General features: G+C 46.8%; 13 protein-coding genes. 4 read left to right on the top strand and 9 right to left on the bottom strand.

The window, feature by feature from the left end; translation table 11 throughout:
• Positions 1-43: 43 nt before the first annotated feature.
• Positions 44-1294 carry an L-methionine/branched-chain amino acid transporter gene (gene yjeH, locus K5R89_RS13350; protein WP_086075967.1) on the bottom strand — a complete coding sequence of 417 codons (1251 nt, stop codon included), beginning with the start codon at positions 1292-1294 and terminating at the stop codon, positions 44-46.
• A 232-nt stretch (positions 1295-1526) separates the two neighbouring features.
• Here yjeH and K5R89_RS13345 point away from each other — a divergent pair, with 232 nt between their 5' ends.
• The 3 genes from K5R89_RS13345 to K5R89_RS13335 all read left to right on the top strand — a co-directional run bounded on the left by K5R89_RS13345 (position 1527) and on the right by K5R89_RS13335 (position 4117).
• Entirely contained in the window at positions 1527-1820 is a 294-nt protein-coding gene (locus K5R89_RS13345; RefSeq protein ID WP_004152420.1) for a co-chaperone GroES, read from the top strand.
• Between the two features lie 37 nt (positions 1821-1857).
• Positions 1858-3504, top strand: coding sequence for a chaperonin GroEL (groL, locus tag K5R89_RS13340; protein ID WP_023291693.1), 1647 nt, complete (start codon positions 1858-1860; stop codon positions 3502-3504).
• A 259-nt stretch (positions 3505-3763) separates the two neighbouring features.
• Complete coding sequence (locus tag K5R89_RS13335; protein WP_004152419.1) at positions 3764-4117, top strand: DUF4156 domain-containing protein; 354 nt, start codon at positions 3764-3766, stop codon at positions 4115-4117.
• A gap of 54 nt (positions 4118-4171) precedes the next feature.
• Here K5R89_RS13335 and yjeJ read toward each other — a convergent pair whose 3' ends face one another.
• From yjeJ to K5R89_RS13295, 8 genes are all read right to left on the bottom strand, one after another.
• Positions 4172-5035 (bottom strand): YjeJ family protein, encoded by an 864-nt coding sequence (yjeJ, locus tag K5R89_RS13330; RefSeq protein ID WP_049013730.1) that lies wholly within the window; start codon positions 5033-5035, stop codon positions 4172-4174.
• Between the two features lie 22 nt (positions 5036-5057).
• Positions 5058-7181, bottom strand: a complete 2124-nt coding sequence (locus K5R89_RS13325) for a peptidase domain-containing ABC transporter (protein ID WP_072421225.1) — start codon at positions 7179-7181, stop codon at positions 5058-5060.
• Positions 7174-8460, bottom strand: coding sequence for an HlyD family secretion protein (locus K5R89_RS13320; protein WP_049013728.1), 1287 nt, complete (start codon positions 8458-8460; stop codon positions 7174-7176). Before K5R89_RS13320 ends, K5R89_RS13325 begins: the two co-directional genes overlap by 8 nt.
• A gap of 84 nt (positions 8461-8544) precedes the next feature.
• The gene (locus tag K5R89_RS13315) at positions 8545-8913 is read right to left on the bottom strand and encodes a hypothetical protein (protein WP_049013727.1); all 369 of its coding nucleotides are present in this window, start codon (positions 8911-8913) and stop codon (positions 8545-8547) included.
• Positions 8914-9205: 292 nt separating this feature from the next.
• The gene (locus tag K5R89_RS13310) at positions 9206-10237 is read right to left on the bottom strand and encodes a fimbrial protein (RefSeq protein ID WP_227523336.1); all 1032 of its coding nucleotides are present in this window, start codon (positions 10235-10237) and stop codon (positions 9206-9208) included.
• Between the two features lie 15 nt (positions 10238-10252).
• The gene (locus tag K5R89_RS13305; RefSeq protein WP_217259589.1) at positions 10253-12793 is read right to left on the bottom strand and encodes a fimbria/pilus outer membrane usher protein; all 2541 of its coding nucleotides are present in this window, start codon (positions 12791-12793) and stop codon (positions 10253-10255) included.
• Between the two features lie 35 nt (positions 12794-12828).
• The gene (locus K5R89_RS13300; RefSeq protein ID WP_087826852.1) at positions 12829-13521 is read right to left on the bottom strand and encodes a molecular chaperone; all 693 of its coding nucleotides are present in this window, start codon (positions 13519-13521) and stop codon (positions 12829-12831) included.
• A gap of 60 nt (positions 13522-13581) precedes the next feature.
• The gene (locus K5R89_RS13295) at positions 13582-14142 is read right to left on the bottom strand and encodes a fimbrial protein (RefSeq protein ID WP_072421229.1); all 561 of its coding nucleotides are present in this window, start codon (positions 14140-14142) and stop codon (positions 13582-13584) included.
• 477 nt (positions 14143-14619) lie between these two features.
• Between K5R89_RS13295 and K5R89_RS13290 the strand changes: the two genes are divergently transcribed.
• The gene (locus K5R89_RS13290) at positions 14620-15264 is read left to right on the top strand and encodes a winged helix-turn-helix domain-containing protein (protein ID WP_044525214.1); all 645 of its coding nucleotides are present in this window, start codon (positions 14620-14622) and stop codon (positions 15262-15264) included.
• Positions 15265-15363 lie beyond the last annotated feature (99 nt).

The following is a 15363-nucleotide window of genomic DNA, read 5'->3' as shown; positions in this document are numbered from 1 at the left end:
CGGCCCGGTCTGCAGACGCGACCGGGCCGCTTTCTTTTTGCGCCTATACGCTTCCTGTCGCCAGCTTACGTCTTGGTAAAAACAACCACAGCACCGCCAGCATCACCAGCGCGTACAGACTCTTCCAGCCGACCATCGCCAGCAGCAGCAGACAGAGAATGCTGCCCACCGCCGCCAGCAGCCGATAGCGGCCGCGCAGCAAACGACAGCCTGCCAGCATGCACAGCAGATAGATCATGATGAAAATGCCGTTGGCATAGACGATCAGCGCGTCCAGATTGATATCGAGAAAATAGATACACAAGGTGCTGACCACGCAGGAGCCCAGCACGGCGTTGAGGGCGTTGCGTGGGATCTGCCGCGGCGACAGCCTCGCGAGGTAGCTCTGTGGCTTATGCTGCGCCTGCGACCAGACCAGGCGGGCGAAGCTCTGAATATAGATGTTGAGGCTGGCGAAACAGGCGAGGTAACCGATGACGCAGGCCACCCACAGCGCTTCGACGCCGAACAGGCGGACCACGATATTCGGTAATGACGCCGCCGCCGCCATCTCCTCGCCAAAGGCGTGGAAGTGCAACACCAGCACGGTGCAGGCCCAGTAGACCGAACCGGCAAGCAGCAGGCCTATCATCAGCGCGCGGGGAAAATCGCGCTCGGGGTGTTTAAACTCCGAGGCGAGGTGGGCAAAGGCTTCCAGGCCGACAAAGCACCAGAACATCACCGACAGCGCGGAGAAGAGCTGGCCGCGGTCGATCTCCGCCGGGGCGGGGAAGGGGATCTGCGCCGGACTTATCCCACCGCGCCACCAGACGGCGACGATCAGCGCCACGATCAGCACGGCAACCAGCGTCTGCAGGTTGGCGCTGGAGCTGGCGCCACGTGAACCGACCCACCAGACGATGGCCAGGGTACCCAGCTCCGCCAGCAGCAGCTGCGCATCATGCCAGCCGAACAGCGCCTGGCCGAAGCCGGTGGCGATGTGCAGGGCGGCAGGGAGTCCGACCGGGATAACCGATAAAAACAGCCAGCCGGTGACGCTGGCCAGCCGTGGGCCAAAGGCCATATCGACAAAGTGGGCCACGCCGCCCGCGCTGGGGAAATGGCGGCCCAGCAGGGCGAAGACGATGGCAATCGGAAAAACAAGGAGGATAAGCAACGGCCATGCCCACAGGCTGTTATCGCCAGCGACCAGCGCCGCCAGCGCCGGAACGGCGAAAACGCCGGTACCCAGCAGTGAGGTGGAAAGCAACCCGACTCCCTGTCCCAGCCCTAACTCCTGTTTTAAACCACTCATGATTCCATCCTGCGCCAGTGAAAAGAAAGAGAGTATCACAATCGCTTTTCCTTATGACCGGCTGCCCGGTGGCGCCGCTTTTTGCGCGCCAGCGCAAAGGTAAAAATTTTTTTTAATTTTGCCCTTGAAGCGGGAAATGGCCATCCCCATCTCTCTCTGCACTAGCCGGTAAACCGCGTTCGGCCCGGCGTCACCCATAACTGATAATGACTTTCTCGAAGGAGAGCTATCAATGAGTATTCGTCCGTTACATGATCGTGTGATCGTCAAACGTAAAGAAGTTGAAACCAAATCTGCGGGCGGCATCGTTCTGACCGGTTCTGCAGCAGCTAAGTCAACGCGTGGCGAAATCATCGCTGTCGGTAAAGGCCGCATCCTGGAAAACGGGACCGTGCAGCCGCTGGACGTTAAAGTTGGTGACATCGTGATTTTCAACGATGGCTACGGCGTGAAGACTGAGAAGATTGACAACGAAGAAGTGCTGATCATGTCCGAAAGCGACATCCTGGCAATTGTTGAAGCTTAATTCGCACGACCCTGAACGAATTTGAGGAATATAAGAAATGGCAGCAAAAGACGTAAAATTCGGTAACGACGCTCGTGTAAAAATGCTGCGCGGCGTAAACGTACTGGCAGATGCAGTTAAAGTGACCCTGGGCCCGAAAGGCCGTAACGTGGTTCTGGACAAATCCTTCGGCGCGCCGACCATCACCAAAGATGGTGTTTCCGTTGCACGTGAAATCGAGCTGGAAGACAAGTTCGAAAACATGGGCGCGCAGATGGTGAAAGAAGTTGCCTCTAAAGCGAACGACGCGGCAGGCGACGGCACCACCACCGCAACCGTGCTGGCGCAGGCTATCGTGAACGAAGGCCTGAAAGCCGTTGCTGCAGGCATGAACCCGATGGATCTGAAACGTGGTATCGACAAAGCTGTCGTTGCCGCTGTTGAAGAACTGAAAGCGCTGTCCGTTCCGTGCTCTGACTCCAAAGCTATCGCTCAGGTAGGTACCATCTCCGCTAACTCCGACGAAACCGTCGGTAAACTGATCGCGGAAGCGATGGATAAAGTTGGCAAAGAAGGCGTGATCACCGTTGAAGACGGTACCGGTCTGGAAGACGAACTGGACGTGGTTGAAGGTATGCAGTTCGACCGCGGCTACCTGTCTCCGTACTTCATCAACAAGCCGGACACCGGCGCCGTTGAGCTGGAAAGCCCGTTCATCCTGCTGGCTGACAAAAAAATCTCCAACATCCGCGAAATGCTGCCGGTTCTGGAAGCCGTAGCGAAAGCTGGCAAACCGCTGGTTATCATCGCTGAAGACGTTGAAGGCGAAGCGCTGGCGACCCTGGTGGTTAACACCATGCGCGGCATCGTGAAAGTGGCTGCGGTGAAAGCGCCGGGCTTCGGCGACCGTCGTAAAGCCATGCTGCAGGATATCGCGACGCTGACTGGCGGTACCGTTATCTCTGAAGAGATCGGTATGGAGCTGGAAAAAGCGACTCTGGAAGACCTGGGCCAGGCGAAACGCGTGGTTATCAACAAAGACACCACCACCATCATCGATGGCGTTGGCGAAGAATCCGCAATCCAGGGCCGCGTTGCTCAGATCCGTAAGCAAATCGAAGAAGCAACCTCCGACTACGACCGTGAAAAACTGCAGGAACGTGTCGCTAAACTGGCTGGCGGCGTTGCCGTAATCAAAGTCGGCGCGGCAACCGAAGTTGAAATGAAAGAGAAAAAAGCACGCGTCGACGATGCCCTGCACGCCACTCGTGCTGCGGTTGAAGAAGGCGTGGTGGCTGGCGGCGGCGTAGCGCTGGTTCGCGTTGCAGCGAAACTCGCTGGCCTGACCGGTCAGAACGAAGATCAGAACGTCGGTATCAAAGTTGCGCTGCGCGCAATGGAAGCGCCGCTGCGTCAGATCGTGTCCAACGCCGGTGAAGAGCCGTCTGTTGTGGCGAACAACGTGAAAGCCGGCGACGGTAACTACGGTTATAACGCGGCAACTGAAGAATACGGCAACATGATCGACTTCGGTATCCTGGACCCAACCAAAGTCACCCGTTCTGCACTGCAGTACGCGGCTTCCGTGGCTGGCCTGATGATCACCACCGAGTGCATGGTGACCGACCTGCCGAAAGGCGATGCGCCTGATTTAGGTGCTGCTGGCGGTATGGGCGGCATGGGCGGTATGGGCGGCATGATGTAATCGTGCGCTCTACGGCATAAAAAAGCAGAAACCCCTGGCCAGTAATGGCTGGGGGTTTTTCTTTTGGCGCGCTTTTTAGTATAAGGCTTATACATAAAAATCATTTAAGCTGCATCAGAGCGGCAAGCACCTCCGTATCGGAAGCGACTAACTAGCGCGACCGGCTAAGGAATGAAAGCGGCTCATGCCGACGCAGTTTGAAGGATGACAGGTTTACATCCGGGCCAGTGCGTCCAGCTCATCGATCATGGGGATTAACATGCAGGTAAAATATTTAGCAGGGATTGTCGGCGCAGCCTTACTGTTGGCAGGTTGCAGTTCCAGCAATGAATTAACCTCTGCCGGCCAGAATGTGCGCTTCGTGCAGGAGAAGCCGGGCGCAGAGTGTCAGCTGTTAGGGACCGCGACGGGTAAACAGAGTAACTGGCTCTCCGGCCAGAATGGCGATGAGGGTGGCTCCATGCGCGGTGCGGCTAACGCCCTGCGTAACCAGGCGGCAGCCATGGGCGGCAACGTGATTTATGGCGTCAGCAGCCCGACGCAAAATCTGTTGTCGAGCTTTGTGCCCACCGACAGCGAGATGAACGGCCAGGTATATAAGTGCCCGAACTGATGCGCGATGCCTCTCTCTGCGAGCGTAGAGAGAGGCGTGACCGGTAGAAGAGGGTCAGGCGTTAAGCTCCGCTTTCTTCTCCAGATAGAAGGCATGCAGGGGACGCAGACACTCTTCCAGGCTGAGCATTCTTCCTGGCTGGGAAGGAATAATGGTACTGAAGATTTGGCATGGCGCCAGCTCGGCATGCATTTCTTTCAGCTTCGCGCTTCTCTCAATTAAGTGCATCATCACGCTGTTTTCCTGCTGAGACGGATGATCGGCGTTGGTTTTAATTACTGCGCCGGAGATAATTTTTCTGCCTTCTTCAGTATCACAGCAGTACAATACCCCGAGATAATGTGAAAAAAGATTGAGCTTCCATTCATCCTGAAGATACTGCTGATAATCAATGCTGCTGATATCTGTTAAATCCACCGCATATAGCATCACCCCTTCCAGCGATGCAGTTAAATAATTTATGAGTTCGTTATCACTAGCATTTTTAAGAGATTGCTGAATACCAACCAGCATTGCTTCAACTTGCATATCATCAATGTGCAGCGTAGCAATTTGTTCGTTTTGTAGCACCAGAATAAGCGTTGACCATGTATTGCCTGGTTTTAACGTTATTGACATGATCCGCCTATCTGGATTTGGGGACTGCACTTCCGAGATATCAATATTCGGCGTGTTTTCTATCAGTTGTTCATTAAAAGCCACAAGTTCATTCTTATAGTTTTCACCTTCAGTTTTTAAGCGCTGCAGTACCTTGGCTATCCGGTGCTGCAGAACTAATAAGAGATCTGCCAGAACTGGAGCCTGAAGATAATAAGACTGACAGAGTTGATTACTCTGTTTAACTTTGAGCATTAAAGCCAAAAATTTGTCATCATATTTTATAGATGCGGTATTAAAACCAATAAATTTTCCTTGCATACGGATATCCTTCTCCTGATAGTTACGCTGGTGCCTGCATGTGGAACTGTGACATATCAATGATGCGATCAGCTGAGGCAATGGTGGATGGCCGATGGGCAACAATGATTCGGGTAATGCTTAAACCAGAGATAGACTGGTTAATGACCGATTCATTTTTCAGGTCGAGGTGGCTGGTGGCTTCATCCATAAACAGAATGCTGGGTTTGCGATAGAGCGCACGAGCGATTAAAATTCGCTGTTTTTGCCCCCCAGAGATCCCTAAGCCAAGCTCTCCGACAATGGTTTCATAGCCCATCGGCATTTTCATGATTTCATCATGGATATTACATCTGCGTGCGCACTCGATGATAAAATCCATATCGGCATTATCTTCAAAGCCGCTGATATTATCGATAAGCGAGCCTGAGAAAAGTCTATCCTCCTGAAGGACGCAGGCTGTTCCAAGACGGAAGTTATTGATGCCAATTTTATGAATATCAAGGTTATCAGCTACCACATCGCCGCTGGTTGGTTCTAACAGCCCGCACATGACTTTCAGCAGCGTGGTCTTACCTACGCCAGAAGGGCCTACCAGCGCAATGGATTCGCCAGGCTCAACGGTAATATTTAAATTAGAAAAAATAGGTTGTGAAAACGGATCGTACTGATAGCTGAGATTCCTAACTTCTAATTTTACGCCAGTGTTTTCACCAAAAATACGTCGAGAAGGCAATTCTTTTTCCGGCTCGCTAAATACGATTTCTGAAAGACGCTCATTATGTAACGATAACATTCGCAGCTGCATGACCAGGTCGATTAAGCTTGACGCCCGCTGGGAGAACTGCCCTCGATAGGCGTTGAAAGCCATAAACATACCGAGGGTCATATTGTTATCAATGACCATAATTGCACCCAGCCAGAGTACAGCAACCTGGTCGATAGAGGTAATAAAGGTATTGATTCCGCCAAACATCATATCGAAACGAGTCTGTTTGATTCCGGCATTGCAGGCATCAATGTTGATATTTAACCAATGCTGCGAACGACGTTCTTTCAAGTTCAGCGCTTTAATGGTTGAAATACCGTATAGCGATTCCATAAAGTGCGAGTTGGAACGCGCACCCTTGATGACCTGCTCTTCGGCAACACGGCGATAGAAGCTGTAAGTGGCAAAGCGCATAATGGCATAACATAAGGTGAACCCTACCACGACCCATACCAGCCAACCACCGTACAGCGTTAACATGACTAGCAGGCCTATCGTCATGATCGAGTCAATAATGCCGCTGACGATGCTGTTCGTAAACGTCGAACGAATGGTATCCAGAGAAGAAAAGCGTGACTGTATATCTCCCAGATGCCGCTTCTCAAAAAACGACAGCGGCAGACTGGCCAGATGGTCAAAGAGAGTCGTTTTCCATTGAATGTTAGTCAGCGTATTTAGCGTTAATGAAGTCCACGCTCGCAGCATACTGATAAAGGTACGAAACAGCGTAAAGAAGACCAGTCCGATACAGATGACTGACAATAGGCTCTGATCGTGCGCCATGATGACATGGTCAGTCACCAGTTGCGTACCGATAGGTAATAGCAGGCCGATAGCTTCAACCACCACCGAATAAGCAAAGATTTTTAGCAGTACCGATTTTAGCCCCACAATATTGCGCATCAGGTCCAAAAGACGCAGGCGTGATTTCGCTTGTTCTTGCTGAAAGTTTTGGTCCGGCCATAGTTCCAGTGCTACGCCGGTAAAGTTATTGGAAATTTCCTGGATACCAATAACCCGCTTACCCAGCGCCGGATCGTGAACAATAAAGCTGTTTTTACGTACCTTAGTGAGCACGACGTAATGGTTCATTCCCCAATGGATAATACAGGGTAGCTTCAGCTGCTTGATTTCATCCAGATCCAGAGAGAGAGCCCGGCTTTTAAGACCGGCATGTTCCGCCGTTTTGCTCAGCGACATGAGCGAAACGCCCTGAGAAGGACTACCGTAACGATGGCGGAAATTGAACAGGTCTATATTAAGTCCGTAAAAGCCGCAAATCATCGCCAGGCAGGCGATACCGCATTCGGCAGCCTCCGACTGTAAAATGACAGGAGTTTTATGGCGAAATGAAAAATTAAGCTTGTCGGTAATGGTTTTAAACAGTTCTTTATTCATTGATCGGGCCGCTCACGCTTTGCGTCATCTTATAGAAAGGAGTAAACATCCACATATAAAGTGGGCGTTCTTCAAGAAAAACTACTGCCTGAGCCTTCAGGCCGTTTGAGAGCGTGAGCGTTTTTCCATTGTAGCTAAAGGTCTTGTCTTTTATTTTTATAATCGCTTTATAGAGAGCTAATTCCTGCTGATTAGTGCCATTGCTAACATTGGTATATTCTGCCATCTCCTGACGTGAAGCTGGTACCGAGGAAATAGAAGTAACCTTGCCTGGAAATTGGCCAAATTTATCAGCAGGGAAAGCATCATAGCGAATATTTATCGTGTCGCCGGGTTTTACGTAAGGGATGGCGTTATTGGGTAACCATAGAATGAGATAATACTCAATCTCACCGGTTGGTTTGATCTGCGCCAGGCTACTACCGTTCTCTACCATCTGCCCTTTAGTCACGGCCAGTGATTCAATTTTTCCGTTGGTAGTCGCTTTAATAATAAGATTACCGCTGGCGTTGGATTCAACTAGCTGATTTTTGTAATCATTGATTTGATTATGCTGACTGGAGATCTGATTATCAAAGTCTGCTGCTTTGGTGATTCTATCGCTGTTAGCTTGCGTGAGCTGAGATTCTAGCTGCATTTTTTGGGTCACCAGGGATTGATAGGCGCTTTGCTGTTGAAAATATAACGAGTGTTGATAGTTATACTGATCTTTAGTAATTAAACCTTCTTTCAGATAGTTATCGTAGCTAGAGAGGTTGGTATGCATTTTTTTTAAACCAGCCTGAGTATTTGCTAACATACGATTCGTCTCATGCAAAGATTCGCTAGTAGTTTTGATCTGTTTATTGAGAGCAGCTAACGTCTCCGACTTATTCTGCGTAAGCTTGTTTATTATATCTTCTGCATTAGTAATTTTTTCATTAATTACTTGTGTTTGCGCTATGCTAACATTCCCGCTGATAGTGCTCCGTGAGACATCCAGTTCATAAATAGGCTGCCCTTTACTTACCATATCACCAACCTGGACGTGTTGGTTTACTACAAACCCCTGTTGTGGTGAAAATACATTAACAGAATGGGGTAATGTTATAACCTCACCGCGAACATCTATTCGTTGAGTGAAATGAAAAAAAATCATTGTAGAAATAAGTATGCAAAGAAATGTCATGGATAAAAAAACAATTAGCCATGCAGGAAGGCCTGCAAGTAGTAAGGCCTTTCCCTTCCAGTGATTCCTTTTGTATTCAACAGCTTCTTTGCGAAAAAGACCTTTATTCATTTTGTTTTTCAATTATTGACACGACGGTAAATAAAGGTCCTTGACAGGACCTTTATAATTAAAGTGAAGAGTAAAGTGCTAAAATTAATGAGCCCAGGGAACAAACTTCCCTTCAATTCCGTTTATAGCCATTTGCATCATCGTATCAATAGTGGTATCCCAGCCTACAGCCGTAGCGCCAACAGCACCACCAATGGCTCCCCATAAGAGACCCCAGAACATGCCAACGCCGTTACCAATCAGGCCAAAACCAAGCAGGCCGCCATTGGCGCCAGATTGAGTACCACCGATTAAAGTGCCCAGCATACCACCGATAACTCCACCCACAAGTGCAGAACCTGCAGCTTCGATGGCATTACCCGCCAGAGATGTGAAGGCGGAAGTCGCAGAAGAAAAATCCCAGTTATAGCCACCAGAAATAACTTCCATTTCAAAAACATTTAGTTCTTTCATAAATAATCCCTTTGTATTTAATGAATGTAGTTTGTCATATAAGTTAAAATTATTTAACTATCAAACTTTCACGAAATAATTCCTGGAGGAGTGTGCCTCAAGAACATTTCGGTGAGTACTATAATGATTATTTTCCGATTAGCAATTTCAAGATTGTGATTTTTACATGATTTTGTTACCTGAACTATTAATTGAGAGTTTTAGAAATGAGTTCATATTTAACTTGGGGTAGGTGCCATCCTGACATGGTTATATGAATGTCAGGATAGCGTTAAGAGAGATGTAAAGGCTTTTATTCTTCTTGTAACACTATTTCAAAAATTGCTTTGACCTGACCAGCGGAAATGTCGTTGGTTAGTTTGTAATAATCAGCACTGAGGCTAATTGATTGACTAGCACTAATCTTTGAAATTTGATAGGATTTATAATCGAAAAATTTTATTGGTGCTGTTCCTTTTTTTATTATAAACCCAACATCTTTAGCTCCTCCTGCTGCAGTCGATATTGAATTTAACAATACACCATCTTTTGATGCTGAGTTTTCGGTTATTGGGTTGAACCAGTAAATATATTTACTTCCAACCGATGATGCAGGGCAATTGATATCCAAAGTGAATTCTTTCTGTTTTCCAGTGTTAGCGCCTTGTTTTATCGTATCAAGTTGAGAAAGTTCAATGTTTGATAAATTTATCGTTCTTCCGCCTCGTGGATTTATATTACACGTTGAATTTTTGAAGGTTAACGGTCCTACAGTAATGTCGACTCGTAATAATCGGGCAGTTTGCGAATTACCGGCAACCTGCGTCGTTGTGCCAGCCAGATAAGACACAGAAAATTTACGCGTATTACCGCTGTTTGTATCAATGTTATCCTTGGTTTTAATCAACCAGACGGTGATTTGTTCAACACCTGGATCGCTTAAGCCATATGCAGAGATGTTACCTAAGGTTGCAGGTACAGGCCGACCATTAGCCCCAATTCGGGCGTCAGAAATTTCGTAGCCAATACCGGCGATACCAGTTTCATATACGGGACCACCAAGTACCCCTTTAACGCCTACAACTTCGGGGGTATTTGGCGAAGCCATGATCCCATATACATCACCGGCTCCGCAGCTATTAAATGTTTTCATATTGGAGACATTACCACCTACAGTTTGTACGGCAAGCACACTGCCAGCGGGTAAAGTATTATCAGATAAAATCTTGGACTTAAATGTAATGCCGACAGCGGCACCATTACCTGCATCACTATATTTACAATTAGCCATTACGGGAAGGCTAATAAATAATAAACTGATAAATGTCAATATATTTTTCATCATGTATTGCCTTCTTTGTTAACGACAAACCGCAGTGGCTTGCGTAATGCTTTCGATGGTAGTAGATAAGTTATAAGTGGCCTTACACTGCTGACCGTTTTTCGCTCCCCACTGAGCGTATACTTCACCACTATCTTTCAGGCCCGACATATAGACCATACCGTTATCAGATACGATACTAGCTTGGGATTTTTTATCCATATTAAGCGTCACCGTCGCGCCATATGGAACAAAATCACCCGATGGTCTTTTCAGAATAAGGAATGCGCGGCGACCAATATTACCTTCGAAACTTGCCCGTACAATAGCCGCACGAGTTGGCACTACTTTCTGTGTGGTATTTGGCAATTCCATATTATCGCTCAAAGTGGTGTTATCTAATGTCACGCTGGTGCGATGGTAAGGTGTTACGTAAGGAATAATGGCGTAGCCGCGATAATCTGTTTTGATAGTCGAGTCATTCTCAAGGCGAACGTTATTCAGCCCAGGAGCTTTGACCAATACGGCGGTTTCTGACATTTCCTGACCTAGGGTAATACCGTCAGCGTGAACCAGCATCCCTCCGCTCATACCATAATTAATAAGTTGGCTATGTTTGCTATAGCTGTAGCCGCCATTAACGGAACCCAGTGAACCACGATAATTGCTATAGACACCGCCACTAGCATCTTCCCGATTGCTATAACCCTGCTGTACGTTCCAGTCCAGATTATGGTTTTCCAGTGCAACACCGCTCAGAGAAACATACTGATCGGTAGAGCCTGGACTGCTGTTAGTGACGTTGTACGTTGCATAAGTATTCGGCATCCAATCGCCTAACGGTACACTAATATTAAATGAAACAACATGGTCATCTTCAACAGAACGTCTGCTATTATCGCCCCAGGAATAGCGACTATAGCTATAGCCTGCATAGTAGTTAAAGCGACGGAATCCGCCATTATAACCAATGTTTAATGAACTATTACGGCGATTGCTATCCCAGTAGTCTTCAAATATACCAGATACTGAGAGGCTACCAAGATCTGATCCCAAGCTTTGGTTTACGGTGATGTTGGTTCTGTTCCGGATAGAATGAGAAGTATAACTGCCGTAACGGTTGTTATAGGTGTTCATTACATCGGTAAGCGTATTGAACCCAGCAGTTGAATAGCGATAGCCCGCGACGGAGATATTAGTTCCGGTTTCAAGAATATTTTTACCGTAGCGGATACGCCAGGACTGGCCTGATGTTTTATCCTCATCTTTCTTTTTCGACCAGGCTTGAGTGACGTCTGCTGAAATCGCACCGATGTCCCCCAGGTTTTGCCCGACACCAAAAGCCAGTCCCTGATAATTTGAGGCAGCCTGTAAGCCAGTGTAAAAAGTTGTGTTGCTTAATACGCCGTAGCTGAAAGTTGCTTGCGTAAAAGGCGTTTCATCAATATCGCCATCAGAAGGGCGATATTTACCGCTAGTGATTTCATATTCAGTCTGCCCTTCTCTAAGCATCAATGGCAGAGAGGCGTAGGGAACGACGAAGTTTTGTCGGGAGCCGTCGGCTTCTTCCACGGTAACATAAAGATCACCGTTACCTCCGGTTGAATAAAGATCGGTAATCTCAAAGGCACCGGGAGCGACAAAGGACTGATAGATCTGATATCCGTTCTGTTTGATAACCACGCGGGCATTAGTTCGGGCTATACCGCGAACGATCGGAGCAAATCCGCGTAGACTTTCAGGTATCATGTCCGTATCAGTAGCAAGCTGAATACCGGTAAATGGAACACTATCAAAGATACTTGATAATGAATTACTTTCCCCCATTACCAATGTACTTTTCAACGGAATGATGCTCCGTTGGGCATATAGATACACAGAATCCCAGTCGCTTTTCACGCCTGCTGATTTATTCCAGGTACTCAGATTACGAAGACGCCATGGCCCGATGTTTAATCCTGACTGCAGGTTGAGGTTATAATATTCATTATCGGCCTCATAATCCTTTCCTGAACTGAATTGATAGTTGGTTAGTAAAGCGTTGATACCCTCGTCATACTCTTCAGGGGGAACGAAACCTTGCGCAATGGTTGAGAGCGCAGCCTGAGGTATAGAAATTAACAACTGTTGAGTATTGAAGTTAAAATCTGTTTTGAAATCCGGTATCACGCTGGTATTTGTACAGCCGTCAGCGTCTTCTGTTAAAGTGGGAAAAGCCTCTGCTCTTAACCCGTAATTTTTTAATGTAGCAATACTTAAACATGGTACTAACTTCAAATCACCGGTTGCCGGATCTTTTCTTTCAACGAAGCGCACGTCCGTTGTCTCTTGCAAATTATTGTTCAAAACAACATCGATGCGATATTTCCCTGGCGCCTGTGCGTCTTTTGTTGCGTATAGTGATAAATCCGGTATTGAGGAAGGATCGCTTTGACCCACTGATTTGATAAAGTCAGGATCAAAAAAATCGCGAGCCAAGGCATTGCTACTAAAACCAAGGGCTAGCGCAGGTACAAGAACGAAAAATGTGCGGGACACACCAGAAAAAACTTCATCCCTTTTTTTTATTAAAATAGACATACTTTTCACCCTGGCCTATCAAATAAGAATAGAAATTAAATAGATACCGAGTAGGCAGAACCTGTGCCCCCGTTGTCGGTTGCGATTTTCCACTCTACTTGAGACCCATTTGCGCCTGCTGGTAGCGAAAATTCTTTGGTCGCAAAGGCATCAATGTTATTAATGAAACCACTCAGTTCTACGCCATTAATTTTGATAGATTTGAAATAGATAAAAAACGGCGTTGTATTTTTTACCGTGATTTTGTTATTAACTTTCCGCCATTCCAGTTTTTTAGCTTCCTGATTTATGGAGAGATCCTGGATGGATGAAGGGCGATAGATCAGACGCATTCTATGGCGTACCGCCAGCTGGATTCTGTTTTTATCGGTATCCGCATCGCTGGTTGGTGGTATAGACATTACGTTAAAATAATAAACTGACTCTCTATCTTTTGGGGCATTGATAATGTTGGCATTAGGAAAAATACGGACGGTGTTTTTCTGCTTGGCTTCAAGACGAAACAACGGCGGCGTTACCATAAAAAATGAGGTAGCGCTCCCTTCACGCGGCTCAACCCATGATTTGACCAGGTAAGGGATATTGTCTTTATTTTCCAGATTGGCGCTGATTTCTCGCGTGCCTTCTTTAAAAAGGTGACGAGTAGAGTCAACGACAACCCCACTGTGGGCGGCAAAGCTTGCGGAAAGAGAAATAAGGGCCACTATTTTAAATAATGACTTGAACATAATTCATTCCCTGAATAAAAAAGAATGGGGCTTGCCGTAGACGGCAAGCCCCATTAGGTATTAGTAGTTGATGGTAAAGGTAGCAACACCTTTAACTGCACCATCAGTTACGCCGTTAGCAGTTTTAACATATGCTGCTTTATAACGCATAAAAGACGGTGTACCAGCGGTATAAGCGATAGTTTTTGCGGTAGTACCGGTAAAGCTAACGCGTGAACCGTCGGTATTTACTACGGTTACAGCTGCATTGGTTGCTGGGTTAGCTGCGGTGTTAGTCAGGACGTCATCCTGGCCACTGATGTAGTCGCCAGTAACGGTGACGTTGATATTACCAGTATAAGCAGTCGCACCTTTCTGGCAATCTTCAATCTTGTACTCGATATCTTTAGCCAGTGCCATATACGGAGCATTGACACTCTGACCATCCAGGATAGAGGCTTTAACATCGTCTAAAGTTAAAGACCCACCCTGAATAAGAGCAGAAGGAGTAACGTTACAGGATTCACCGGTGTCGGTTACGTTGCCCAGAATTGTCAGCTGAGAGCTGTTCCCTGCCGCGAAAGCCTGAGCACTCAGAACTGCAGAAGCAGCGACCATTACAGCTACGATTGTCTTTTTCATTTAATTAATCCATATATAGATACTTAGTCCTGTGTAGAATCGATAACAGTTATCATGGGAATGGGGTATACATTCCTATTGATATTGAAAATAAGCGCCAGCATTCCTTATATAGTGCTGAAACCTACCTTCCTGTTGAACGACGCTACAATATCACTTGCCATAGCGAACCATGGAGAAGCGGGGGTAATTTAAAAGTCTGGTGCAAAAAATGCTTGTGAATTCTTGATGAAGTACGCGTGAATTTAATAATGACCTTTTCTAATGAGATGTTGAGTTAGGTTGAGATAAATTTAATCCGAAAATGTGGCTTTTAAACAAGATAACTATCGCGTGGCATTTTTTATGCGGTATCCTCAAAGCTGAAGTTCAATGTGAACTGACCCCGCTTCAGTCTGAAGCGATAATGTTCACGCCATGGTTTAGCTGGGGTTATTTATTTTTGTTATGGATAATAGGGTTGCGTGGGGCAAGGATATGGATGACATTGCATTATTTAATGGCTGTATAATTAATCAGGAAATTATATTTAATGCCAATATGAATGAGCTGCGACCGCTTGCCGGGAATGGGGAGAGCATCAGCCTCAATGCGCCTACCGCCAGATGCTTGCTGCTGCTATTGCAGAATTGCGGCAAAGTGATTTCTCGGGATGAATTTCTGGCGGCTGTATGGGAAACACGGGGAGTGGTAGTTTCGCAAAATACATTTTATCAAAATATCTCTTTGTTGAGAAAATCGCTGCTCAAAGCCGGACTATCTGAGGATATCATTATCACCGTCAGACAAAAAGGCTTTAGCGTCGCCCCGGATACTTTAGTTATCCCGCTCTCGGATGAAGAGTGCGAGAATATGAATCGGGAAAGATTAACGCATTTTCACAGTAGTAAAACTGCTGATGTCATTTTCAATGATACGGGGAAAATTGACCATAAATTAAGTCTTCCACTACCAGTGAATTTAGCAATCCAGGAGAATGATAGGCGGGAAAATAGCGTGAAGGTGGCAGAGAAAGTATCGGAACGATTACATATAACCTTTAAAGTTCCCACCTGGTTAATCGCGCTGATTGTCGTGATGATAGTTATCAATGTTATCGTACTGATCGTGTTACATCGATAATACGCCGCCGCTGGGGTTTATATCGAGAAGGTAACGGTAAAGTGGATTGCCGAGTATGTTAGTCCCAACCTGGCTGTGTATTCATATTAAGATGTCTGC

The sequence above is a fragment of the Klebsiella sp. TF21-TM genome, assembly GCF_019753495.1.
Classification (GTDB): Bacteria; Pseudomonadota; Gammaproteobacteria; order Enterobacterales; family Enterobacteriaceae; genus Klebsiella; species Klebsiella quasipneumoniae.
Note: the sequence above shows the minus strand (reverse complement) of the source record. Positions and strands in the feature narration are given on the sequence as shown.